Consider the following 24,601-nt stretch of genomic DNA (forward strand, 5'->3'; position numbering starts at 1 on the left):
GACCGGAGAGCCCGTTTTCGTCGAAAGGCTTGCTTGGTTACTTAACATACGGATTCACCCCATCCCACGGCTTATCGACAACCGGCAGCTGCATGGTTTCAATCACGTTGCCATTCGCATCGATAAATCCGAATTCTTGCTGCTTACGCCTTAACTCCCTGTTAATATCCAATACGGTCATTTCCAGCGAGCTTCGGTAATTCATGCCGTCAACAACGGCCCGGTTCCAGGCATTATTGATTTCCCGACCTACGAAGTAACCGCCCGGCAGGTTCGGCATATCCTTGTACCATCTCCACTGCGACAAAATGACGTTAGCGTCATCTCGTTTCCAAGGAAGCTTGGAGAACGCTTCGACGTTAGCGGTATTCCAACGGAAGGCGATACCGTTAAACGCTTCAAGATCCGACCCGTAACGCTCTTGAGTATCGGCGGATGTCCACCATTTCATGAATTCCCATGCCTGGTCTTTCTTCTTGGAGGAGTTGAAAATAACTCCCGACGTCTGTCCGCCGCCGGACCAGCGAGCGATCGATCCGTCCGGTTGAACCGTGCCCGGAATTTGCGCGATGCCCCAGGAGCCGTTCAGCTCAGGCGCTGCCGCAGACAGCTGAATGTACATATTGTAGTCGGCAAAACCGATCGGCATCGTTCCCTTGCGGAAGTGCTGATAGAAGCTGGATACGGAACGGTCCATAGCGTAGATGTTGAACAAATCCGTCCATTGCTTGAACGCCTTGAAGCCTTCCGGCTTATCGAGCGCCGTCTTTACGCCGTCCTTATCGAAGAACTCGGCTTTGTTCTGATAAATGAATGTCATGAACTCCGTAGGAGGCATGTAGAAGTTCATATAGTTTTGCTGCAGTGTAGGCAGCATATCGTAAACTTCATCCCAAGTGTTTGGAATCGCAAGTCCGAGACGGCTCAAAATATCTTTACGGTAGTACAGCACGTGGAACGATTGCGTTTCCGGAAGCGCGTAGTACCCTTTGTTGTAATAGAACGGAAGCCAGGAGCCCGGGCTGTAACGATTGTACACTTCTTTGAAGTCAGGGAATTTCGAAAGATCGTAAACGCTGTTACGTATCGCATAGTCAACCGGCAAGTCTTGGGTTAACCCCAATGCGATGTCAGGCTGCAATCCGGCAGCGTTCGACAAAACAAGCAGCTGAGCATTTGGAAGCAGGTTTACTTTTACTTGTATACCGGTTTCCGGAGTAAACATTTCATCCGAAAGCTCCTGCAGCTGCGTTACATAGTCACGACCGCGTTGAACCCATACGTTCAGCACTTTGTCGTCCATATCGCTCAAACGGTTTTTCGATTGGAACGAATAGAAGAAGTTAACGACCATTCCTTTCATCTTGGAAATGAAGGAGGCTTCCATATTCGTAATATTCTTCTCTGCCGGAGCGATATAAATTTCGTCCAGCTGAAGCGGCTGCTGAACCAATGTTTCAATGAATTTGCTGACCTTCTCGTTCATGGAAGTAATCGTATCCATGTGATAAGGAATGTCGTCTACTTTCGACAAGAGCTCTTCGATATCCCGGATCGACGTATTGATGCTTTCGCTTACGTTATCTTTACGTCCGTTCACCTGCAGCACTTGCTCGGACAGCTTTTGCATCTTTTCCGATACGGTAGCTAGCCGCTTCGGCAGATCCGGCATATCCTGAGCGATCTTCCAGGTACGGTTCTTGTCGTCTTGTCCGCCTGTGAGTGACTTCAAGTCCTGATCGATTCCCATGAGAATATCGGTAATTTCCTCAATTCCTAGAATAACCGGCTTAAAAGGCGAATGGGTAACGGACATCGTCAGCGTATGCTGTCCCTTTTCCAGGTAAAACTCGTAAGGCTTGCCCTGATCGTCCGACAATACGACGCCTTCCCAGCCTGTAGAATAAGGGAATCGGTATTGCAGCATTTCCTGGAACGGCACTTTTCCGTCAATCGCAATACGGCGGAACGATGCTTTTTGCGAAATCGTATTTTGCAGCGCCCGCATTCCGAATTTGTACTTGCCTGATTCAGGAACGTCGATGGTCCAGGTCACTTCCTGGTTTTGATCGTACCACTTTTTACCGCCGATGCTGTTAAACGTAATTCTGCCCTTCGCTAATGGCACCGATCTTTGATCCGTGTCGGAAACCATCTGAATCGCGGAGTCGCTCTTCGATTTCACATCCTCGGCTTGCAGCGTGGCAACCTCAGCTGTAACCGGCTTCGATTGCGGATAAGCCGCCGCAACGTCCTTGTACGGCTTAAGCTTCGTTTGCGGTACCAGCTTGATGGATTCCAGAGCTACCGGCTCGAAGCCTTGGAGACGCAGCGTGTGCGATCCTTTGCTGAAGTACCATTGAAGCGGCTCGGAGTAGGCTCCCGCGGAGTCAATCAGCGGCTTGACCGACCATCCTGAAATGTCTTCGGATTTCGGACGGATGTCGTTGCCGTCGATATCCTTCTTAATCGGACGGGCATCCTTCCACTCACGGTACAGCGTAATGGAGGAAGCTTCGCGGAACGGGTGCGCTCCGTCCAGCTTCACAGCCCAGTTAATCGGACGGCGAAGTCCTTGGCCGGTAAACGGACGGTAAGAGACGTGAATTTCGTACAATCCGTCTGCAGGCACGTCGATCTGGTATTCAACCCAGCTCTCACGCGGGCTGTTCCAGATCAGAACGTTGTTCTTGCCTTCGTAATTGCCTACTTTCGCCACGGACTCATCGGATTTTTGCGATGTCTTCGCTGCGCTGATTTCGATCGGAGCGGCTCCATCCTTAATTCCTTTGTCCTTCCAGCCTTTCAACACGTTGGCATAGTACGGCTCGAATTCCGCCGCCTTAACCACCTGACGCTGATTCGCCTGACCGGACGCGGGTGCTGCGGCGTTGGTTTGAGGCGCGGCCGGCTTGGACGTATCGGCTGCGCTGGCCGATTGCTGCGGAAGCGTCGGAAAGCCGGTGCTGGTCAAACCTAGCGCTCCGATAAGAAGCACTGCAAGAAAGCGGTTTCGTATGCGTTTCCATTTGACAGCTTGCAAATTGTTCACTCCTTTCCCATATGACATTGTTAATCCATGATTCGTTCGCCGGTTTCATTATAGAAGAACAGGGCTTTCGACATATCGACGGCCACCTGAACTTTATCTTCCTCATCATAGTGGTAACGCGGATTGACACGGACAACCAGCATCCGATCCTGTCCAATATCCAGGTGCAGGTACCGGTCGGCTCCCATCAGCTCGCTCAGCTTGTGTGTTCCCGGGATAATCGCGTTCGGGAACGCTTGGAATACCATTTCCTCCAGGCTGATGTTCTCCGGTCTGATGCCCAGCGTAACCACCTTATTAACTTGCTTGTTCTTGATCAAAGCATGCGCCCGGCCTTCCGGAATCGCAAGGGCAAAACGCTGCGTATGGAATTCAAGCTTCCCGGTGGCGTTCTCGGTGATGCGCCCTTCGATAAAGTTCATCGGAGGAGAACCGATAAAGCTCGCAACGAAGGTGTTCGCCGGATTCGTGTAGATCGTCTCCGGAGTGTCCACCTGCTGGATGATACCGTCTTTCATAACAACGATTCTGTCGCCCATCGTCATCGCTTCGATCTGGTCATGCGTAACGTAAATCATCGTAACGCCCAAGGTCTTGTGAAGCTTAATAATTTCCGTTCTCATCTGCACGCGCAGCTTCGCGTCCAAGTTGGAGAGCGGCTCATCCATCAAGAATACTTGCGGATTGCGCACGATCGCGCGTCCCAAGGCAACACGCTGGCGCTGACCGCCGGACAGCTGCTTCGGCTTGCGGCTCAAATACTGCTCGATTTCCAATACTCTTGCCGCCCTCTTTACAGCCAAATCGATTTCGTGCTTAGGCAGCTTGCGCAAACGAAGTCCAAACGCGATATTTTCGTAAACGCTCATGTTAGGGTAAAGAGCATAGTTCTGGAACACCATCGCGATGTCCCGGTCTTTCGGAGGTAAATCGTTCACCAGCGTATCGCCGATATAGATCTCTCCTTCGGAGATGTCCTCCAGCCCGGCAATCATCCTTAGTGTCGTCGACTTCCCACAGCCGGACGGTCCGACAAAGACCAAAAACTCCTTATCTTTGATTTCCAAATGGAAATCCTTCACGACCGGATGCTTATCTTTCCCATATCGCTTATAGAGATGATTGATAAGAATTCTCGCCATATTCCCGCCTCCACGCGCAAATTTACTTAATCTTAGAAATCATTGTAATGAATTCCGTGTGAAGATAGTGTGAATAATTGTGTGAAGCGCTGCCATTACGGCATGCTTTTCCATATTCCGACAATGTTTTACTATTGAAAATGGAAAGAAGCTCAGCGATTCCAAAGCAAAATAGTCCATGAATCTTAAGGCAATTCTTCATTTTTATTTGAGAACGACTGTGCTATTGTCTAATCTGTTGGAAATTTACGACAACTGCAGGGAGGGATTGCATGGATGCGTCCGCTCAAAATCCGGCCGAGCCGGCCGAGAAGAAAAAGCTGGTCCAACGGTACTTAACGTTTTTGAAGCCTTACCGCTTTACGCTTTTGCTCATTCTTTCGCTCGGCATACTGCAATTTGCCGTGCCGATGATCGGGCCCTGGATGACGAAAATTTTGATCGACGAAGTGCTCCCTCAGAAGGAAAGCTTCTGGACGCTTGGAAAAGCGGTCACCTTTCTCGGCGCCGTGTATGCTTTCGGCATCTGGATCAACTTCTTGCGAAATACCATCACGTTCCGCCTAGGCAACCGGATGGTATACGATATTCGCCATCAGCTGTACCAGCATATGCAGAAGCTGTCGCAGCGCTTTTACGACAACCGGCAGGTGGGAAGCATCGTAACGAGGATTATGAACGATGTGAACGGCGCGCAGAACCTGGTCAACGGCGGCATTATCAATCTCATCATCGATCTGTTTCTCGTCTTTTTCGCCGGCTTCATGCTGTTCAAGCTGAACTGGCAGCTGGCGCTGCTCTCTTTGTGGCTCCTGCCTTTGTATTATTTAACTTTTACGAACATGAATGTGCGCATACGGCTGTCCTGGCGGTCCGTCCATCGTCAGATGGAGCGAATTCACGGCGTGCTGGTCGAGAAAATATCGGGGATGAAGGTCGTTCAATCGTTCAATCAGGAAAAAACAGAGATGGAACGCTTTGAAAAGCAGGCCAAAAATCATATTTCCCACGCCAACAAAGCGCAGCTCCTGGCCAACTCCTTGGGGCGCATCAGCCAAACGTTCACACAGACGGGCGGCTTGATCATATGGTTCACCGGAGGCTTGCTTGTACTCAAGGGAGAGCTGACCATCGGATCTCTCGTCGCCTTTCAGGCTTATCTCGGACAGCTGTACGGACCGATCCAGCGGTTTGCCGAAGCCAACGTGACGATTCAGAACTCCATGAGCAACATCGAGAGAATCTTTGAAGTGTTCGACATCGAGCCCGAGATTACGGTCAAGGAAAATCCGGTGCCGCTCAAGCATTGCAAGGGAAGCGTCGTTTTCGACAACGTCTCCTTCACTTATGTGTCCGAACGCCCGGAAGAGATGAAAACACCCGGCAAAAAATACGATCCGGATTTGGTCGATATGGCCGAGCCCGCCAAAAAGTTTTACATCATTCCGCCCAAAACGAAGATGGATCCTCCGCCGATGATCAAGGAAACGCGGGTGGCGCTAAGCGACATCAGCTTCACCGTCCGCCCAGGCGACGTCGTTGCTCTTGTAGGTCCGAGCGGCGCCGGCAAATCGACGCTCATCAACCTGATCCCGCGGTTTTACGACCCGAATCAAGGGGATGTGTACCTCGACGGAGTCAATCTTAAGGATTACGATCTGTTCGATGTGCGCATGCAAATAGCTCTTGTCCTTCAAGACAATATGCTGTTCTCGGGAACGATCTACGAGAACATCGCCTACGGAAATCCGGCCGCTGACATGAAGCTTGTGGAGCAAGCCGCCAAAGCCGCGAATGCGCACGGGTTTATTTCCGAAATGGAGCTGGGATACGATACGGTCGTCGGCGAACGGGGCGTCAGGCTATCCGGAGGCCAGAAGCAGCGGATCGCCATCGCAAGGGCGCTGCTCAAAAATCCGCGCATCCTCATCCTGGACGAAGCGACATCCGCGCTGGATGCGGAATCCGAGGCGCTGGTCACCGAAGCGCTGGAGCATTTGATGAAGGACCGCACGACCTTCATTATCGCCCACAGGCTGGCTACCGTTGTCCGGGCGAACCAGATCCTTGTTTTCGATCAAGGCCGAATCGTCGAGAGAGGCACGCATCAAGAGCTGCTTCAGCAAGGCGGCCTATACCGCGAATTATATGAGAAGCAGCTGAAGGCCATGCGTCCCGACGAACTAAAAAGCCTCAGCTTCGGGACTTAATAGTTCAATCCATATCGAAACGTAATTACAGAGGAGAGAAGCACCTATACAGGTACTTCTCTCTTTTTTTTTCGTTGTGCCGCAACTCATGAGTAATGGATAAAAAGTTCTGAACTTTAGCCATCGTTGAACTTCCGGCAAATCGTTTACAATACTTTGAAAGCGTTCTTATTTTTGTAGCTCAGACTCGTGAAACGCTAAAATCATTTAAAGGGGCGAACGTCATTGAAAACAAACCGTTTCAAAAAGACATCTATCGTTCTAACATGTGCAGCGATCATGCTTTCTGGTTGTAACGCCGGCGGTTCAGGTACCTCGGGAACTGGCAGCGCTAAAGACAACAAGACTGAACAGGCCGATATTCCGAAAGCGCTTACAGGACCAGTTACCGTCAAGTTTGCAACAAGTCAGGGAATTTTCAGCGACACGGAATTTAAAAAGTACATCGCCGAGCCTGTCGCCAAGAAATATCCCAATATTTCCGTCGAATATATCAACACGTCGGAGAAGGGCTTCAGTCTGAACGAGCTGATCGCGGCCGGGACCATTCCCGACATTGTCGTTGGCTACGGGTCGACGCTCAAGCAGCTGATCGACCTGAAATTGCTATATAACATGGATCCGATTATCAAACAGAACAAATTCGATACGAACCGGGTCATTCCGGAAATGCTGGAATATATCAAAGTCAACGGCAGCTCCGACTATTTGGGAGCTCTGCCTGTGTACAACAATGCTTTCGGGCTGTTTTACAATAAAGCGCTGTTCGATAAATTCGCGGTGCCTTATCCGAAGGACGGTATGACCTGGGAAGAGGTCGGCGATCTCGGCAAAAAAATTACTAGGAATTACGACGGCATCCAGTACCGCGGATTTTTCCCCGACGGGGTCAACCGGATGATCAACCAAATCACCTTGTATCAGCTGGATAAAGACAACAAGGCTATCATCACAACCGATCCTTGGAAAAAAGCGTTCGAGCTGTGGGACAGCATCTACAACTACCCGGGCAACTCCGATGCTCCGTATAACACGATCAACTTCGGCAATAACCAGGCAGCCTTTATCAAGGGCGAGCTGGGTATGATTACCGGCTACAGCAGCACCTTGAACGCTCTTCGCCAAGCGCCGGACATGAACTGGGACGTCGTAACCTATCCGCAGCACCGCGATAAAATGGGCTACAGCACGAATGTCGACACTCCGAACTTGTCCATAACCGAGCAAAGCCCGAATAAGCAGGCGGCCTTCCTCGTTATCGAAACCGCCCTGTCGGATGAAGTGCAGCTGGATTTGGCACGCAACGGCAAAATGTCCGTCCTGAAGAACGACAAGGTAGTGCAGGAATACGGGCGAGGGATTCCCGAATTCGCCAACAAAACATTGAACTTAAGCAGCATCGTTAAGCTGAAGCCGTCCGTCCCCCGCACGTCCAAGTATCAGGGCAGCGACACGAACAAAGCGATCATCGATGCCTATGAAGCAGTACTCAAGAAAGAGAAAGACATCAACTCCGCCCTGCGCGATGCGAATGAAGAAATCAACAAGATCGTCGAAGCGAAAATCAAAGCGCAATGATGTCTCCCCTGCTCCAAGCAGCAAAAGCAGCCGCACAGGCTGCTTTTGTTCTTGCATTTTATTGCTCCAGAAGCTGGCCGAGCGGCTTGAAAATCGCATGGACCAGCTGCGTTGGCCCGGGCATTTCCGGAAACAGGAGAAGGAGAATCGACAGGATCCAACCCAAGGCAGTGATTGCAATAAAAGCCCCCTTCTCCTTGCCGGAATATCGCTTCAGCTTCGGCCATTCATACCAAAAGAGGAGAATCACCGCAACGGTAATCGTAATCATGGAGCCCAGACTCACTTCTTCACCTCTCCTTCCTTCCGGGTAGCCCCGACGGTCGCCATACCGGTACGCAATATTTTGGCTGTCGCTTCCGTTCTTACCTCGACGGTCGGGAACAGCTCGTTCCACCGTTCTTTGGCTTCCTTCCACTCCTGCGGATATTTGCGGTGAAACGCCTCCGCAAAGTTGAAAATATCGGCGTTAAGCTGCTTTTGCGGACGGACGAGCGCAGCTTTGATCCGATTTTCAATCGCTTCCGCCAATTGGCGCTCCAGACTGCGAGAAATATCGGGCTTGTTCAGATCCATCCCCGTCGTATTTTGAATCACATCGTCTTCCGTATCGATCTTGACGGTCACACTCCACTTATCCCCCTCAATCTTAGGGATCAACTGGGTTTTGCTGCGCAGCAGCTTACTCGATATGTATCCGGTGGATTCCTTCGGAGTGAATGTAACGGTGGACGTCGCCACTTCGTCCCTCAGCCAGAGCAAGCCGCGAGTCAACCGGTCGTCCAGCCTTCCGACCATTTTGTCTTTCTTGAATATCGCTGTACCATGGATAAAGCCTATCGTCTGATTAGGCTGCTTGTACGGATCGGCCGGAGCGATATCCACCCAAGGAACGGCAGCAGCCTGCGCATCACCGATCAACATTTCGGCCAAATCCTTGACCGTCACCTTCATCCCGGTTTGCAGCTTGGCCATCTCGCGCAGCACCTCCGCCGAGCTTCTTTCAATTGGCGGTATCAGCCCTATGACCTTCTTCGCCTCACTGCTTACAAATACGTCAGCACGTTCACGTGGCCCCGGAGCTCGCATCATAAAATCAAGCTGATTGCGGATTCCCTGTTTGGCCAGCTCTTCGCCGAAAATAAAAATTTCACAATGCCCCCAAAAGATGCGCCGGGGAAATTGCTCCTGGAGCTTAGCCATCGCGTCCGCCAGCGTCACTCCATAAGCCGATTTGATCAGCGTCTGCGCCCCGCCCGTGCTGCTGCCCGTTCCGGATGCTCCATGCTCGCCGCCTCCCGAGGCTTTTGGGACGTATACTTCGACTGAGAGCTCGATGGTCTTGTCGTCCCTTTTATCCAGGCCGGCAGCCATGATGAGCATCAAATCGTTCACTTCGTTTCGATCCCAACAGCCGGCCAGCGGAATAACGAGCAGCAGTGGCAGAAGTAAACCGACCGCTTTTCCCGGAAAGGCCGTCATCCCGGCTTTTTGCAAGATGAGTCTGATTATGTCGATCATGCGGGTATAGGACCTCCCTCTCTCCGGTTGTCAATGGTTTGATGGCTGGGGCGGAGCCTCTTTTTTGCACAGCCAGGCGATGACGAGCAGCAGAAGAGGCAGCAGCATTTTCATAAAGATCATATAGATCGCTCCGACAACATCGAAAAAATGGGCCATCTCCTGCAAATTAGGCGCAATCCAGAGAGTGTACGGCACAAGTAATATGCCAAGCGGGTACACTGTCGAGCGAAAGTTTTCGATAGCGAGCCATTGAGTGAAGACCAGAACGAGCGTGTAGTAATACACGCAAATTTTCAAAAAAATACTCATCACCCAAACCGCCATGACCAGCGCCTCCATATGCTCGATGAAATCGGCAAGGCTAATATAGCGGGCGGCAACCATAACCGGATAAGTAAAATTGGCCGCGACTTCTCCAAACAACAGCAGAATAAAGAAATTCGTTATACTCATCGTGAAGGCGACAGCGATAACAGCGATGAACCCCCATGTTCTTCCCTTAGACCGGTCTGACAGCATAGGAAATAAGAATGAAAGGAAAATGAAATCGCCGAACCAGCTCGTTAACGTAAACGAGCCACGAATCGATGAACGGAGCCCGTTCTCCATCATAGGGAAAAGCTGATGAATTTTCGCATCCGGAATAAGCAGAACAAACGCCAGCAGCAAAAAGAAAATCATGAACGGCACGAAAACTTGGCCGCACCTCGCCAATACGTCCACGCCGCAGCGAACGGCAACGGCACATGTAAAGATCATACAGATGGCTACGGCGATAAGAGGTGTGCTTGGCAAAAAGCTCCCTACCACAAACTCTCCGTATTCCCTAATAACAAAACCGGTGTCCTGCGTATACAAAAAAAAGTAGAGAAACCCGTATACTTTGCCGAGCGGCTTCCCCAAAATGTGCTCGCTTGCCTGAATCATACTCATCTGCGGATACCGTTTATTGAGACGGTCGACGATCAATACAAGAAGCAGTCCGCCAAGTGCCGCCCACAGCGGAGAGAGCCACGAATCTCTGTGAGCGTATCTTATTGTAATCGCGGGAACGATCAGGATCGCTGTAGCCAAGATCGTCGGGTACATCAGAATACCCATTTGAAGAGCAGACAGCTTTCCTTTCTCCATCATCCGGCATCCTCTCCTTGAGGAGGCTTCGGCTGCAGCCCGGGAACTTGCCGGTAAGCGTTATATAGGCCATTACTCAGGTGCGGCCGCTTATCACGCGTCCATAACGGGGCCCGGATCAGAACGTCCCCCAGTTCGTTCTTCTTCAATGGAGCTAAAGGGGAAAGATAAGGAACCCCGAAGGAGCGAAGCGTGCTCAGATGGATGACGATCAATATAATCCCGAGCATGAGCCCGAGCAAGCCGAGAAAGCCGGCCAGGAACATGAGCGGAAACCGCAGCAGCCGAACGGCAATGCCGAGCGTATAGCGCGGAAAGGTAAATGACGCGATTCCCGTGAAGGCAACGACCATGACCATCGGCGAGGAAACGAGACCGGCGGAAATAGCCGCTTGGCCGATAACCAACGCACCGACGATACTTACGGCAGCGCCGACCTGCTTGGGGAGCCGCAGCCCCGCTTCACGCAGCGCCTCGAACGTGATCTCCATCAGCAGAGCTTCCACTAATGCCGGGAACGGGATTTCCTCACGTGATTTGGCAACACTCAGCAAAAGGGTCGTAGGGATCATCTCTTGATGATAGGTAAGAATCGCCACATAAGCCGATGGGACCGTCAGTGCTATAACGAAGAAGAAATACCGCAGCCACCGGATTAACGAGCCTGCCCAAAACGACTGATAGTAGTCTTCGGGAGATTGCAATAAAGAAAACAAGGTGATCGGAGCGACGAGCACGAATGGAGAGCCTTCGATGATAATGCCGACTCTTCCTTCCAGCAGGTTGGCGCTAACGGCGTCCGGACGCTCCGTTGACATCAGCTGCGGAAACGGGCTCATCGCATTGTCGCCGATCAGCTCCTCAATATAGGCGCTGTCAATAATTCCGTCGATTTCAATCCTCTTAAGCCGGCTGATCACTTCATTAACCAGGTTCATATCGGCGATGCCGTCTATGTAGGTAACGACTACTTCGGTTTGGGTGTACTGCCCGATCTTGAGCAATTTCATCTTCAGAGCGGGGCTCTTGATGCTTCGGCGGAGCAATGAGGTATTCACGCCGATCGTTTCGGTAAAGCCAAGTCTTGGACCGCGCACGACCGATTCGGCTACAGGCTCTTCAATGCTTCTCTTCGCCCACTTGGCTACGCCGAGCGAGATTGCCTTCTCATACCCGTCGATGAACATGACCGGATTTCCCTTGGATATTTGCCCCACCGCCTCTTCCATGGTGGCAAGCTCCTTAGCGTGGCAAACGCTAATGTTTTTGGCCAAATTTCCGACGGAGGCGTTAAAATCTGCCGCATTTTGCAGCGGGGCAAGCACTTGCTGGTCGATCAGCTCTATATCGCTCATATCTTCTATATAAATGAGAAAAGCTTGAGTAGTCCCGTAAACCGTAAATTGATGAAACACTATGTCCGAGCAATCCTTGTATAATGTGGTCAGCAGATCGATATTCGCTTGAATATTCGTCGCAACCGGAAGGGTTTGATCAGCTGGTGAGCCTGCAGAGCCAGCCTGTTGATTCTGGCTGTCATGCAGCCTATGGCGATGTTTGAACACATATCTCAAAAAGTTCATGGCTGCATCCTCTTTTACTCGTTTTATATCCATTTTCACCTAACAGCCGCATTTTTATCCTAACATTGGAAAACTGTTGGCCTCGCAGAAATGAATAAAACGTGAAAAAACCGTCCGAATCATGGTTCGGACGGCTCTCTTTGTATATGCAGCGCGCTGCGGATTATTGCGTTAATGTTTTTACCAAGCGTGTCGCCTCTCCATTAGGCGTGTCGATAGACTCATACAATTTGACCGTTAATGGATAATCGAGCTGCTCGGTGCGGACGTTGCTGAACTGAATCGTTTGTTCCCCGCTGATCAGCTTGTTCTCGCCGGTGAAAGGCACCGTTTGCGATCCGAGCACGCGGCCCAGATTGTCGGACAGCTCGACTTTGAATTTGGAGAAATTCGGGTCGACGACGACATCCTCCAGCCTTTCTACATTCAGCCACAGCTTAAGCTTGTAAGAATAAGTCTGACCTTGGCCGTTCGCCGCCGGATTCGTGTAGGAGCCAATCGTCCAATCGTCCAGCTTGACGGTGAACGGATAGAAGCTCATGACCGCATCCTCCGTATCCTGCTGCACCGCTGCCTGGAAGCTCGCTATCGTGCTGCTGTAAGGTGCTGCCGTTGTGGTATCCTGCAGCTTTATCGTGAGCTGATTTCCGTTCTCGGATGCCGGAATCATGAACGAATAGCTGACAACGTAGCCGAGATTCGGCATCATATTAGCCGCTGCCGTCGTTTGGCGGGTTCCCGTATAGCTCGAGCCGTCTCCTCCGACAAGCTGGGCTTGGAAGGCCGGTGTGGCCACGGTCATATCGCTCTTGTTCGCCAGCTTGAATTTGGCGACAACCGATTTGTAGCCCTCTCCCGCGTTGTCGTGCATATGAAGCTCGACCAGCGATACCTCCGTCGTTGTGCTGACCAGCTGATTCAACGGGTCAAAGGAGATCGGCTGCCCGATAGTATAGCTTGGACCCGGGTTCGAAGGAGCCGCTGGTGCCGGAGCCGTAATGCTTAATCGGCCGATATCGAAACCGGCAGGCTGTGCAGCGCCGCTCCCTGCAGCTGGTACGCCTTGACTCGGTTGGGCTCCACCCGGAACAAAGGTCTCCGTCGTCATCAGCAGCAAGCTTTGCAGAGGGACATCCTGATCCGCCGTTATAGCAAAATGGACGTATTTCTTCTCTCCTGCGGCCAAGCTGACCGGCTCTTGCTCCACTCTTTTGCCGGTATACACCTTATCGGCCGCCTTGCCGTCCAATCGAAAAGCCGGTACGTTCTCGGAGTTCGCTCCCGTATTTTCCGCGAGCAGCGTGACCAAATAAGTAAACCCGTTGGCATCGCTCTGCTTGGTCAGCTCAACCGGCGTATAGCGCAGCGGAGATGTGGACGCAGGCAGTGTAAACGGCTGGCCCCAGGCGATGTTCGCAGCGGGGTCGGCCACCTGGTTTTTCGTTCCGTACCAAACATTCGCAGAGACTGGGACATTCAGCACTACCGTCTCCGTTTTCGGATACGTATACTCATCCACCTCAACGAAGGATAGCTCGCTGATGTCCGTATCTCCTGGCCGGTCTACGGTAACCATATAGGTCAGCTCCGCATTTTCCTTAGCCATAACGGATTTCACATTCGCGCTGTTCGCTTTGAGCGTATACTCGATACCTTCCGTCGTTTTGATCCGAAGCTCGTAATCGGGAACCCGGGTTATGGCGGCTCCGTTATTCGTGAGGCCGATCAATGCGCCCAATTGCAGGCCCTCTGCCGTACGGCTTACGGAAACTCCTTTCACTTCAACCGATAACGATTCGTTCAACGTGTAGGACGGCACCGTAATGACTGTCGCCTGGGACTCCGTCCCTTCCGCCCCGGCAGGAAGCACCGAGACGGAGGTCATGAGCGAGATCGATAAGACAGCGGCAGCCATCGTTGTTTTCCAAGTCGTTTTCATCGTTTTTCATTCTCCTCATAGGTTGATATCTGAATGTCCAACCTTTTTGTGTGTTGTTTGGGGCAGCTTATCCCTGTACCTTGGTCTGATCCTTGGTCTGATCCTTCTCCTGCTCTTTGACCGCAGCAACCTTCTGCTTGTCTTTGAGCTGGTGCTGACCGGATACGACAAGCTCCTCGCCGAGTGTCAGCCCTTCAACAATCTCCTGATACGTTTCGTTAACTCGTCCAAGCTTCACCGGCCGCTTCTCCACCGTATCGCCTTTCAAAATAAAGACGAACGCGTCGCTGCCCTCGCGAACGATGCTGAGGCTTGGAACTGCGATAACCTGCTGCTCTTCCACGCTGTTCAGCTGTACTTGAACTCTCGTTCCCGGCTTCAAATATCCGTCGGTATTCACAGCTTCAAGCTCTAAGGAAAACGACTTGGTCTGTGCATTCATCACATCGGCCAAGTACGTTACGCGTCCTTTGAGCAGCTTGGTCGGATTGTCCGCGCTGTAAAAGGTCAGCTCCTGCTTGCCTCTCGCCAGCTTAGCGGCCGACTCGGATAATTCGGCCTTCACTTTGATCGGATCGATCTGCTGGACTTGGCCGACTTTGCCGCCGCGAGCAATCATGGCGCCGACCTCCACATTCAAATCGGTCAAAACGCCCGCTATAGGAGCCTTCACTTCATAATTGGCCAAAGTATTGTTAATGTCCTGTAGGCCGATTTTGGCTGAATCCACTTGGGACTGTGCCGAGGCCAGGCCGTTCGTTTTTTGCATCGCATCCAGCTTGTTTTGCAAATTTTGCAAATCCAGCTGGGCGTTATTCACCTGCATCTGGCTTTGCTCCAGCTGGCGCTTCGTTACGAGTCCCGCGTCATAATCGTTATGCATTTTGTTATAGTCCTTCGTAACGTTGTCCAGCTGCTGCTGGGCTTTAGCGATGGAGTTTTGCAATTCGGTCTTCGAATTGGCCAAATCCTCCGTAGATTTTTGCAGCGTATCTTGAGCGCTTTGCAAGGCTACCTCGCTTTTTTTCTTTTGCAGCAGGGCGTCCTTCGTATCCAGCCGGAAGATTACATCCCCCTGCTGGACCAGGTCGCCGCGCTTTTTCACAATTTCCAGCACCTGCCCGTCCGCTTTCGGACTAATATCGACCTGCGAGGCAGCCACGACGTCCGCTACCTGCTCTTTCGGGTCTCCCATGCTTTGCTTGCCGACGGGGGTAACCTTGACCGTCTTCGTATCCGTTGCGGCTGCCTGCGGAGCCGCCTTCGGTGCCGAGCAGCCCGCAGCAAGCGCCGCCGCCAGCAGCAGCATCCCTGCCGTTCTAGTCAGAGCCCGCCGCTGCAGGTTCCTTTTTCGCTGATTCATTGATGACTCCTCCCCTTATACCCCGATGGTGTGGTCCGCTTTCTTCTCCCGGCGAAACCAGGTACGCATCTTGTTCTTGATTGCTTCAATCAACTCATACACTACCGGAACTACAACAAGCGTCAGCAGTGTTGATGTCGTTAATCCACCGATTACGACCACAGCCAGACCTTTGGAAATCAATGTGCCCTTAGTCAGTCCAAGCGCGAGCGGAATCAGCGCCACGACAGTCGCTCCGGCCGTCATAATAATAGGTCTCAGCCGCACCATACCGGCTTCAACCAGCGCATGCCGCACCGTGTAGCCTTCCGCTCGTAGCTGCTGCGCACGGTCGATCAGCACGATTGCATTCGTCACGACAATCCCGATAAGCATCATAAAGCCGATCAGTGATGTAATATTCAGCGACTCTCCGGTTAACAATAAGGCCAATAGTCCGCCGATTGCGGCGAATGGCAGGGAGAACAGAATCGCGAAAGGAGCTCCCGCATTCCCGAAGGCAAGCACCATAACGAGATACACGATACATACCGCCGCACCCATCGCCACGAACAATTGCGAGAAGCTTTCTTCAATGTCGGCGCTGACACCCTTCACTTCCCGCGATACGCCGTCCGGAAGCTGAATGGAGCCGAGAGCTGCCGATACTTTATTGCTCACGCCCGATTTGTTTGCATCATCGATTTTGGCGGTGATCGTAACCACCTGCTCCCGTTTTTCTCTTTGCAGCGAAGCAGGAGCTTGTTTTTCTTTGATTTTGGCTACTTCATTCAAATATACGGTATTGCCGTTAGAAGCTTTCAGCGGAATTTTGCCGATCTTCTCCAGCGAGTTTTTATCCGCCTTGGCCAGCTCCACCGTCGTTGTGTACAAGATGTTGTCAAAGCGCAAATCGCCAAGATTATCTTTGGCAATCCAGCTTCTGGCGGTGTCGCGAATAACAGCCGAGCTCAAGCCGAACTGACGGGCCTTTTGCTGATCGACCTCTATTTCCACCTCCGTCTTGGAATCGCTCAAGCTATCCTCGATTTCCGACAGTTCCGGGAATTGCTGCATTTGCTGTTTGATCAGGGCGGCGGCTTCTTCCAGCTGCTTCTGGTCGTCCCCCTTCAGAGCGTAAGAGAAGTCGGTCGAGGACACGCCTCCTCCGCCCCCGGCCAGCGTTCTTGGAGTCACCTCCGAGCCTTTGGGCAGCTCGTTTAGAATGAGCTCCTGATATTGCTTTTTCACCTGTTCAGGGTCAACCTTCTCATTCACCTCGGTATACACCTCGGATTGATAGGCTACCTGATCGGTTTTGCCGCCGTAGCCGACTAGCGCCTCCACATAAGTGAACAGCGGCTCTCCCGTGCTGTCTTTCGCATCGCGAAGCATCGCTTCGATCTGCTTGGTTTGCTGGTCCGTACTCTCGAATGAAGTCTCATACGGGAGCTTGATTTCGTAGTACATTTGCCGTTCGGCGTCCGCGCTTGGAATAAAGCTCACCGCCAAATTCGGAACAACCGTGGCCAATGTCAGAACAAGAATTAGTGCTGAAGCAATCAAGGTCTTGCCGCGGTTGTTAAGACACCATTGCAGCACCTTCTCATAAAAAACTTGAACCCGTCCGCGTTTGGTTTCATCATGATGGGCGATGCTCTTGCCGCGCAGCACCAGCAGCTTGGCCATCATAGGGATGACGGTGAGTGCCACCAGCAGAGAAGCAAGCAGCGCACAAGCTAGCGTGATAGCGAACGGCCGGAAAAACTCGCCCGCAATGCCGCTGACCATCCCGATCGGAGCAAATACCCCTACGGTCGCCAAAGTGGAAGACGTAATCGCCATAGACACTTGCTTCGTAGCCAGCTTGATGACCGATTCATTGCGCTCATGGGCTTTTTGCAGCGATGCGTAAATATTCTCGATAACGACGATACTATCATCGACGACGCGTCCGACAGCGATGAACATACCGCCCAGCGTCATGATGTTCAGCGTAATGCCCAGCTGCGACATCATCAGCAATGTAATCAGAATCGATAAAGGAATCGACACGAGAACGATCAGCGTCATTCTCACATTGCGCAAGAACAGCAAAATCATAATTGATGCCAGCAATGCACCGGAGATGCCTTCCTTCAGCATGCCGTTGACGGATTCTTTCACCTGATCCGCACTGTTATAAACCGATTTGAACGTGATGCCCGGCATCGTTTGCTGCCATTGCTCTATCAGCTTGTCGGCGTCATCGGAAAATTCGACCGCATTGGCTGCCTTGGTCTTATACAAATGAATGCCGATAGCCGGCTTGCCGTCGAACCGCGCGTTGAATGTCGCATCCGTTACGGCCTTGATTTTGGCAACCTGGTCCAGAGTGATTGTGCTGCCGTTACCGATGGTCAGCTCCATCTTCTCCAAATTGTATAAGCTGTCCAGATCGCCCGTGACTCTGGCCATCTTCGTATTGCCGTCAAAATCGACCGAACCGATAGGACCTTTGGACAAAGCATTGCGAAGCGACGCTGTGACTTGGGCCGGCGTTAAACCGAAGCTGTTCAATGCATCGGCATCCAGCTGAATATCCATGGAGGTTTCTCTCGAACCGACGGAGTCGACATGGTCAATCCCTTGCATCGCCTCGAAGCCCGGCTCGATCTGATCCTCGTACAGCTTGTCCAGCTCCGTCTGGCTCATGCCGTTGTCGGCATAGATCGCTAAGTAATAAGCGGGAATCGAAGCGAAGCCGAACGTCGATACCTTCGGTCTATCCGCCGTCGCGGGAAGCTTCACTTCCTGAACGAGGCTCTCGATGTCCTGCTTCCGCTTATCGGTATCCGCGTTCTGCTTCAATTGAACGATGATCGTTGACATATTATCGCTGGAGGTCGAGGTCAACGTATCGAGATCCTCCAGGTTCGCCACTTTATCTTCGAGCGGCTTGGTGACCTCTTCCATAACATCCCGAGGAGGTCCCGGGTAAGTAGTAGATATAAGAACGACCGGAAACGAAACATCCGGCATATTCTCCACCTTCAATGTGGATGCCGAGTATAAGCCTCCGCCCATCAGCAAGGCGATAATGATGAATACCGCGGCCACATTTTTCATGGAGAAATGGGTCAATCGATCCATTGCTTTCCCTCCTAAATTCAAACGACTTTACTAAAAGTACACGACGAATATGAACGGAGCATGAACACGGCGATACATCCGCGGTAGTAAATTTTGCAAAACAAAATACCCCACAAAGTGAAGCTTTGGCTTCGAAGTCCATCAGACACTTTGCGGGGAGTCCCGATCCAAACTATTTACATGCAAAAAACAGAGCCTCGCCTCGGATCTATTGCCCATCCAACACTAAAGCTCTGTTCACGTCTTGACTCTACTATACCGAATTGAATCCGCTGCCGGCCAGCTGAAAATGTTGCTACTATTACCACCGATATAATCCGCGCCTGCTCTTTCGGGACGACAAAAAAACCACAAGCCGATGGCCTGCGGTTGAATGATTTGAACGATGCTATAGTGCCAGCTTCGGCCTCTGAAACGAAAGCTTGAAGGTCGTTTCCCGGTCCGTGCTTTGAAATGAAATATCGCCGTTGTTTTTGGTCATGATTTGCTTGCAAATGGCTAGTCCCAGGCCGGTTCCGTTCGTTTTGTTCGTGACAAAAGGAGCAAAGAGCGTCTTGGCCAGCTCCGCGGGGATGGCGGGACCGTTATTGCCTATCCATATCCACGTATGATCCTGATCCTCGAAAGCTTTGATCGATATGATCTTTTCGTATTTAACCTCCGACAACGCATCGATCCCGTTATTAAGCAGGTTGTTCAATACTTGCTGAAAGGCGAGCTTTTGTACCCGAAGCGTTATGGAGTCGGGAATGTCCACCTTCAAAACTACATTCTCGTTAATAAGCCTCGGATTCAGCAAAGACAGATTGTATTCCAGTATCTGCTTCAGCGAAGTATCCGCAAGCTCTTCTTCTATAATAGGCCTTTTGGAAAAGCTGAGAAAGCCGGTCACCTGCATATGCATGTTGTTGCATTCCGCTTCTATGAATTCCAGATAAGCATCCGCCTTCTCCATCGGCAATGCTCTAAGGTTCGTACGCAGCAGCTGCAAAAAGCCTTTAATCGAAGTGAGGGGATTGCGGATTTCGTGAGCCATGCTGGCGGCCATCTTCCCGAGCAGCGTAATCCGGTCGTCATGCAGCTGATTAATAGCCATATCCTTTTCCTTCAGGTCGGAGATGGTCCGCTGCCAATAATTCTCGCACAGCAAAACTTCAAAATGATCGACCCGCAAGCAAATTTCACGAAACAGCTTTAAAGTAAGAAAATCGCTCCCGACCTCAATCAGCGACTTTCTCCACAAATGGGAACAGCGAATAATATCTATGATCTCAAGCTCTAATTCCTGATATTTTGCGCACCAATCGGGCACCACTTCCTGCAGCGGATGCTCGGTCATATCGATGTGCAAATCCGTTAAATAATCAAAATACACATCGGCTTTACGGTTCAAGCTGGCTGTATTGTAGTCTGCATGATGCCCTTTCATATATTGAAGCCATCTTTCTATAACCACTGGCTTACAGTCCCGCAATTGCTTTAGCAAAGGCTCTTCAACCATGATGAAAACCCGCCTATATGTAGTAGTGTGATCTATAATAACATATCACAAAGCCGATAGAAGTCCAATGCCAGTTTTTACAGGATTTTATATACATTTTGACTTTAGATTCGGACAACGGATGTTATGCAGAGATGTAGATGTTAAACTCTCCGATCGTTTCGATGGTAAGAGGAATGCTGAATACTTGACCGCCCCATTCATAGGCCGAGTCGTTAACAAGATTCGGCGGGGTAATGTCTACCTCGATGCCCTGCTGGTACAATAGCGTGCTTGCGTTTCCGCTGATCATATTACCCAATTCTCCGACCGCGCTTTGGCACAGCTCATCGAATTGAGTGACGGGATAGCCGCCCATCATCCCGGAAACCATCCGGAAGGCTACCGTCTCGGGAAATCCGAATAAAATATCCTTGTTCATTTGCCCCAAAATGCCAATCTTCAGCCACACATAATCGTCCGCATAGTGAATCGTTCTCATACTAAGTTGACCTACGACCGGTTTGATTTGAATCAAGGTCTCGATAACATGAAGAGACGAGGTTAGGAACGGATTCACGAAATTCGCTTGCACACAATACAACCCCTTTTCAAATAAAATAGGTGAGAAACCTCTACCCAGGCCTTTCAAAAGATGAGCGACCGCGTTCAAAGGTAGGTTTAATCGCCAAATAGAATTTTTCATCCGATGATATTCGGAATCTTATAAATTCTATTGTGGTAAATAAAAAAAACTGCCCGAAATTGGGCAGTCTTGTTGTACAAGAACTGAAATATAGCGCAATTTCGGTAACCCAGCCGCCGTAGGATATTCGATAGTCCCTTAGGCCTGAGGCTTTGCGTCCTTGCTTTTCAGCAAGTTTGCCTTTTCGGTTTGTCGATGGATGTGATGTAACAAAACTAAACACATTGTAGCACATAAGCTGATAAAATAGTACCAGTTCCGTATATTTTTTCTTCCGGACCCGCGACTTTGCTCCTAAATCGGCGCCAGCTCCGACTCTTCCGTGATAGAATTTTGGAACTAAGCATAATTGCTTACTTCACACGAAACAAGGCTGTGAAAAGGGAATGAGCAAGGATACCGAAGAATCTCCTTCCTCATTTTCCTTTTTTTGTATATGATAATGTGGAGGCAAAAGCATTAGGAAGGAGGTTATTATTATGGAAAACAAGCCTGTTGTGAAACAAATCGAAACGATATATATACCGGTTACCAATGCGCTGTCATCCGCTGCATGGTATGAACGGCATCTGGGACTGACCTTTCTTAGACCGCCGTGCGAGGATCAAGCCCAACTAAAGGTCGGATCGAATCAATCCATCTTTCTAATACGGACGGAAGAACGGACCACCTTGAATTACAAATCCATAGACGATCCTGAAATGGCGGCGCTAACCGTAGAAGTCTACGATATCGAAGATTTGCATGCGCGGATGGTAGAGAACGGTGTAAAAACAGACTCGTTTGCGGATAACGGCGGCTGCGGGATCAGCTTTCATGCCTATGACCCGGATGGGAATAAGCTGCATCTATGGGGCGGCTGGCCAACCAAAACCAATGAAAGAGGCTAGATCCATGAATCAAGTTAGGTTAGTTAGCGATCTCCAACGATCCAAGGAATATTACAAAAACCAGCTGGGATGTACTGTGGATAGCTGGGGACATGCGGAACGCAAGGAGCCCCGTCTTGGATTTATTTTATATGAAGCGGAGCATGCAGATGCTGTCCGGCCGAACCGCAAGCCTCGCGTCGCCAACTATCCGAAGCAATGGGAAGGCCCGCTCTGCGGCATCGATTCATATGCTTATACGGACTGGGACCGGATTGATGATCTGCTTGAGCAATTTCGCTCCGACGGAGCTGTGATTCATTACGAAATGAAGCTTGAAGATCAAGGCGATATGCTATGGAAGGAATTTGCGGTTAGCGACCCGGATCAGTACGTCATTGTATTCGGCGCCGGGAAAATGAAGTGATTGATGTCCTGACTGACTATTTAAAGAAGGGAATGGTCTTCATTGGTTCCAATTCAGATTAGTGGCACCGCCGTTGTCCTGTTGGTAAAAAATCTCGAGCAATCGATCCAATTTTACACTTGTCTCGGATTTGCCTACGAGGCCATAGGCGGGAACATCAAGCACCATCACGTCTCGCGGGATAAACTGACTCTCATTCTGCTGCAAGCCCGGCACGAGGACGATGTGAAGCCGCTCAGTTCCATGTACGAGGAGCAGTACTTCGACGTGTTCTGTTATACGAACGCCGTCGACTTGTTGTTTAGCGAATTAGCCGGCAGCCATGTCACCATAGCTAGAGCCCCTCACTATTCCCTGCAGTGGAGCGAATTTACAATCCAGGATTGCAATGGGTATAGCATCGCGTTTGGCGGCGGCATCGTCAATCCCGAGCTTGCACTGGAAGAATTAAGAAGCTAATTAAAGCAAAAAAAAGTAGTTAGGTACACCACATACCCCCTACTTTTTCATGTATAATAAGGGAGATACCAACTAGACGGGAACTTGTAAATACACAAACCTCCTTGGGGTGGTGGGACGCAAGTGAAGAAACGTGCCGTGTTTTTAGGAAGAAAGCAACAGATTGAAGGCGTTTACAGTGTGACCAGTCGAAGCCAATTGGCTGAACTGGCCGATGTGTATCCGGAAGTGGTGAATGAGGACAATGTGGAGGAGCATGCGGCTGCTTTAAAAAAGGTCGAAGTCGCCTTCTCCACTTGGGGAATGCCGACCTTCTCCCAAGAAAACATCCGACGTTATTTGCCGAATTTGAAAGCGCTCTTTTACGCTGCGGGCAGCGTCCAGCGCTTTGCAAGACCGTTTCTGCATTCGGACATTATCGTCGTCAGCGCCTGGGCCGCCAATGCGGTTCCGGTTGCCGAGTTCACGGCCGGCCAAATCGTGCTGGCCAACAAAGGCTTTTTCCAGTCCGCCATGAGGTCCAAGGAAGCCCGTTCCGAAGCGTCGAGGTACGCGCGGTCATTTCCAGGCAACTACAATGCCAAAGTCGGCATCATCGGGGCAGGCATGATCGGCAAAAAGGTGATCGAGCTGCTAAAGCCATACCAGCTGGACCTTATCGTCTTCGATCCCTTCCTGTCCGATGCGGCCGCTGAACAATTGAATGTCCGGAAAACCGGGCTGGTCGAGCTCTTCACGCAATGCCATACGATCTCGAACCATCTGGCCAACTTGCCGGCTACCGTCGGGATGCTTAATAAAACGCATTTTGACCGGATGCTGCCGAATGCAACCTTCATCAATACCGCTAGAGGCCAGCAGGTTGTAGAGTCCGACCTGATCGAAGCGCTTCGAGCGGTGCCCACGAGAACAGCTTTGCTGGATGTGACCTACCCGGAGCCCGTCCGGCCGGACAGCGAGCTGCTGAAGCTGGATAACGTTATCTTGACGCCGCATATCGCCGGCAGCAATCCCGCGGAAACCGATCGGATGGCCCGCTATGTCATCGAAGAATTCCGCCGCTATCTGCAGCAGGAGAAGCTGCAGTACCAAGTATCCCTCGCTATGCTCGAAACGATGGCTTAATGCGAATCCGACTTACTACCTCTCAAAAAGGGAGTCCTTGCTCCGGCGCTGCGTTCTTCGCCGAAGCAACGGCTCCCTTTTCGATGGAGTGCAGTGGAAAACAATTGACTGAAGTAGGACCGCTTCGCCTTCTAGCCTATTTTGGCCATCGGCTCGTTATCGGAGAATAAATCGGGGTTCACTCTCAGCAAGCCGGAGATCGTCTCGTGGAGCAGCACCGTGTCACATACTCTCACAAGCGCATCGCCCAAATATCCCTTGTACATCGCCTCATGTCTCTCCAATACTTCCTCTACCTTCCAAAAATGCTCCGACCAGCGCAGCCCGCAGTGTCTCCGGGACGGAACCGAAATTTCCGTGCCGTCGCTTAAGACGGTATACAGCTGCTCACGGGTATCGGTAAGCCGTCCCGGAATATCCATCCACTCCTCAATGCCGTGAATGAATGTATTCCGGCGCAGATCGACGCCGACCAGCAGAATGGTAGCTTTCCTGTCCAGCAGCTTGCCCCAGGCGGAGTTGCGGTGGCATGGCGTGTCATAGCATTCATCCCCGCGGACGAACTCCTCGGCATCGCGTCCCAACGCAGCAACCGAGTGGGTCGGATGAAGCGAACGGTGAACCCCGGGACGTTGGCGGAACAGCTCCGGCAAAATGCCGACGCAAGAAGGAGATGACTCCACATTGAATTTGGGGTTGCTTGCATTAATATAAGACCAGGTGTGGGTAGGCAAAACAAGCAGACCCTCCTGCATATATTCGGACAGGGCGTTCAGAACGGTATCCGCTCCGCCCTCGACCTCTCCTATACTTTTCATGGAAGAGTGAATCAACAAAGTCCCTTCCCTGTCAATGCCCATATATGCGAGCTGATCCATCAAGCTCATTTTTGTATGCATTCG

The 24,601-nt window shown here is 51.1% G+C and carries 18 protein-coding genes and 1 riboswitch; of the genes, 6 read left to right on the forward strand and 12 right to left on the reverse strand.

All coding sequences use genetic code 11. The annotated features are described in order from the left end of the window. Positions 1–37: 37 nt before the first annotated feature. On the reverse strand, positions 38–3,052 hold the full coding sequence (locus ACFQ88_RS16925; RefSeq protein ID WP_379454869.1) for an extracellular solute-binding protein: 3,015 nt from the start codon (positions 3,050–3,052) through the stop codon (positions 38–40). 20 nt (positions 3,053–3,072) lie between these two features. Further along, positions 3,073–4,194: an ABC transporter ATP-binding protein gene (locus ACFQ88_RS16930; RefSeq protein WP_239628074.1), complete on the reverse strand. Its 1,122-nt coding sequence runs from the start codon at positions 4,192–4,194 to the stop codon at positions 3,073–3,075. Between the two features lie 272 nt (positions 4,195–4,466). On the opposite strand from ACFQ88_RS16930, the gene ACFQ88_RS16935 reads away from it, so the two are divergent. Both ACFQ88_RS16935 and ACFQ88_RS16940 read left to right on the forward strand, forming a co-directional pair. After that, the gene (locus tag ACFQ88_RS16935) at positions 4,467–6,404 is read left to right on the forward strand and encodes an ABC transporter ATP-binding protein (RefSeq protein WP_379454870.1); all 1,938 of its coding nucleotides are present in this window, start codon (positions 4,467–4,469) and stop codon (positions 6,402–6,404) included. A gap of 225 nt (positions 6,405–6,629) precedes the next feature. Next, on the forward strand, positions 6,630–7,982 hold the full coding sequence (locus ACFQ88_RS16940) for an ABC transporter substrate-binding protein (RefSeq protein ID WP_239628077.1): 1,353 nt from the start codon (positions 6,630–6,632) through the stop codon (positions 7,980–7,982). Between the two features lie 58 nt (positions 7,983–8,040). On the opposite strand, the gene ACFQ88_RS16945 is transcribed toward ACFQ88_RS16940, so the two are convergent. The 9 genes from ACFQ88_RS16945 to ACFQ88_RS16985 form a co-directional block, all read right to left on the reverse strand. Further along, complete coding sequence (locus ACFQ88_RS16945) at positions 8,041–8,268, reverse strand: hypothetical protein (protein WP_239628078.1); 228 nt, start codon at positions 8,266–8,268, stop codon at positions 8,041–8,043. Beyond that, a complete protein-coding gene (locus tag ACFQ88_RS16950; protein WP_379454871.1) occupies positions 8,265–9,503 on the reverse strand; it encodes a Ger(x)C family spore germination protein in 1,239 nt (412 codons plus the stop codon). The genes ACFQ88_RS16945 and ACFQ88_RS16950 overlap by 4 nt, the downstream gene beginning before the upstream one ends. Positions 9,504–9,533: 30 nt before the next feature. Next, entirely contained in the window at positions 9,534–10,640 is a 1,107-nt protein-coding gene (locus tag ACFQ88_RS16955; protein WP_379454872.1) for a GerAB/ArcD/ProY family transporter, read from the reverse strand. Then, positions 10,637–12,220, reverse strand: a complete 1,584-nt coding sequence (locus ACFQ88_RS16960) for a spore germination protein (protein ID WP_379454873.1) — start codon at positions 12,218–12,220, stop codon at positions 10,637–10,639. Before ACFQ88_RS16960 ends, ACFQ88_RS16955 begins: the two co-directional genes overlap by 4 nt. 163 nt (positions 12,221–12,383) lie before the next feature. Then, on the reverse strand, positions 12,384–14,159 hold the full coding sequence (locus ACFQ88_RS16965; protein WP_379454874.1) for a hypothetical protein: 1,776 nt from the start codon (positions 14,157–14,159) through the stop codon (positions 12,384–12,386). A gap of 67 nt (positions 14,160–14,226) precedes the next feature. Next, positions 14,227–15,522: an efflux RND transporter periplasmic adaptor subunit gene (locus tag ACFQ88_RS16970; RefSeq protein WP_379454875.1), complete on the reverse strand. Its 1,296-nt coding sequence runs from the start codon at positions 15,520–15,522 to the stop codon at positions 14,227–14,229. Between the two features lie 15 nt (positions 15,523–15,537). Next, positions 15,538–18,633, reverse strand: coding sequence for an efflux RND transporter permease subunit (locus ACFQ88_RS16975; RefSeq protein WP_379454876.1), 3,096 nt, complete (start codon positions 18,631–18,633; stop codon positions 15,538–15,540). A gap of 388 nt (positions 18,634–19,021) precedes the next feature. Beyond that, a complete protein-coding gene (locus ACFQ88_RS16980; RefSeq protein WP_379454877.1) occupies positions 19,022–20,062 on the reverse strand; it encodes a sensor histidine kinase in 1,041 nt (346 codons plus the stop codon). Between the two features lie 196 nt (positions 20,063–20,258). After that, positions 20,259–20,708: a chemotaxis protein CheX gene (locus ACFQ88_RS16985; RefSeq protein ID WP_239628094.1), complete on the reverse strand. Its 450-nt coding sequence runs from the start codon at positions 20,706–20,708 to the stop codon at positions 20,259–20,261. Positions 20,709–20,919: 211 nt separating this feature from the next. Continuing rightward, positions 20,920–21,010, reverse strand: a riboswitch (cyclic di-GMP riboswitch). 288 nt (positions 21,011–21,298) lie between these two features. On the opposite strand from ACFQ88_RS16985, the gene ACFQ88_RS16990 reads away from it, so the two are divergent. The 4 genes from ACFQ88_RS16990 to ACFQ88_RS17005 all read left to right on the forward strand — a co-directional run bounded on the left by ACFQ88_RS16990 (position 21,299) and on the right by ACFQ88_RS17005 (position 23,699). Continuing rightward, positions 21,299–21,709 (forward strand): VOC family protein, encoded by a 411-nt coding sequence (locus tag ACFQ88_RS16990; RefSeq protein WP_379454878.1) that lies wholly within the window; start codon positions 21,299–21,301, stop codon positions 21,707–21,709. Between the two features lie 4 nt (positions 21,710–21,713). Further along, positions 21,714–22,115, forward strand: coding sequence for a VOC family protein (locus tag ACFQ88_RS16995; RefSeq protein ID WP_379454879.1), 402 nt, complete (start codon positions 21,714–21,716; stop codon positions 22,113–22,115). A gap of 42 nt (positions 22,116–22,157) precedes the next feature. After that, positions 22,158–22,574, forward strand: a complete 417-nt coding sequence (locus tag ACFQ88_RS17000; RefSeq protein WP_239628100.1) for a bleomycin resistance protein — start codon at positions 22,158–22,160, stop codon at positions 22,572–22,574. 123 nt (positions 22,575–22,697) lie between these two features. Continuing rightward, complete coding sequence (locus tag ACFQ88_RS17005; RefSeq protein ID WP_379454880.1) at positions 22,698–23,699, forward strand: hydroxyacid dehydrogenase; 1,002 nt, start codon at positions 22,698–22,700, stop codon at positions 23,697–23,699. Positions 23,700–23,830: 131 nt separating this feature from the next. Here ACFQ88_RS17005 and ACFQ88_RS17010 read toward each other — a convergent pair whose 3' ends face one another. Next, on the reverse strand, positions 23,831–24,598 hold the full coding sequence (locus tag ACFQ88_RS17010; protein ID WP_379454881.1) for an AAC(3) family N-acetyltransferase: 768 nt from the start codon (positions 24,596–24,598) through the stop codon (positions 23,831–23,833). Between the last annotated feature and the right edge of the window lie 3 nt (positions 24,599–24,601).

Origin of the sequence: Paenibacillus sp. NPDC056579 (genome assembly GCF_042793215.1) — a bacterium.
In the GTDB taxonomy this organism is placed as follows: domain Bacteria; phylum Bacillota; class Bacilli; order Paenibacillales; family NBRC-103111; genus Paenibacillus_S.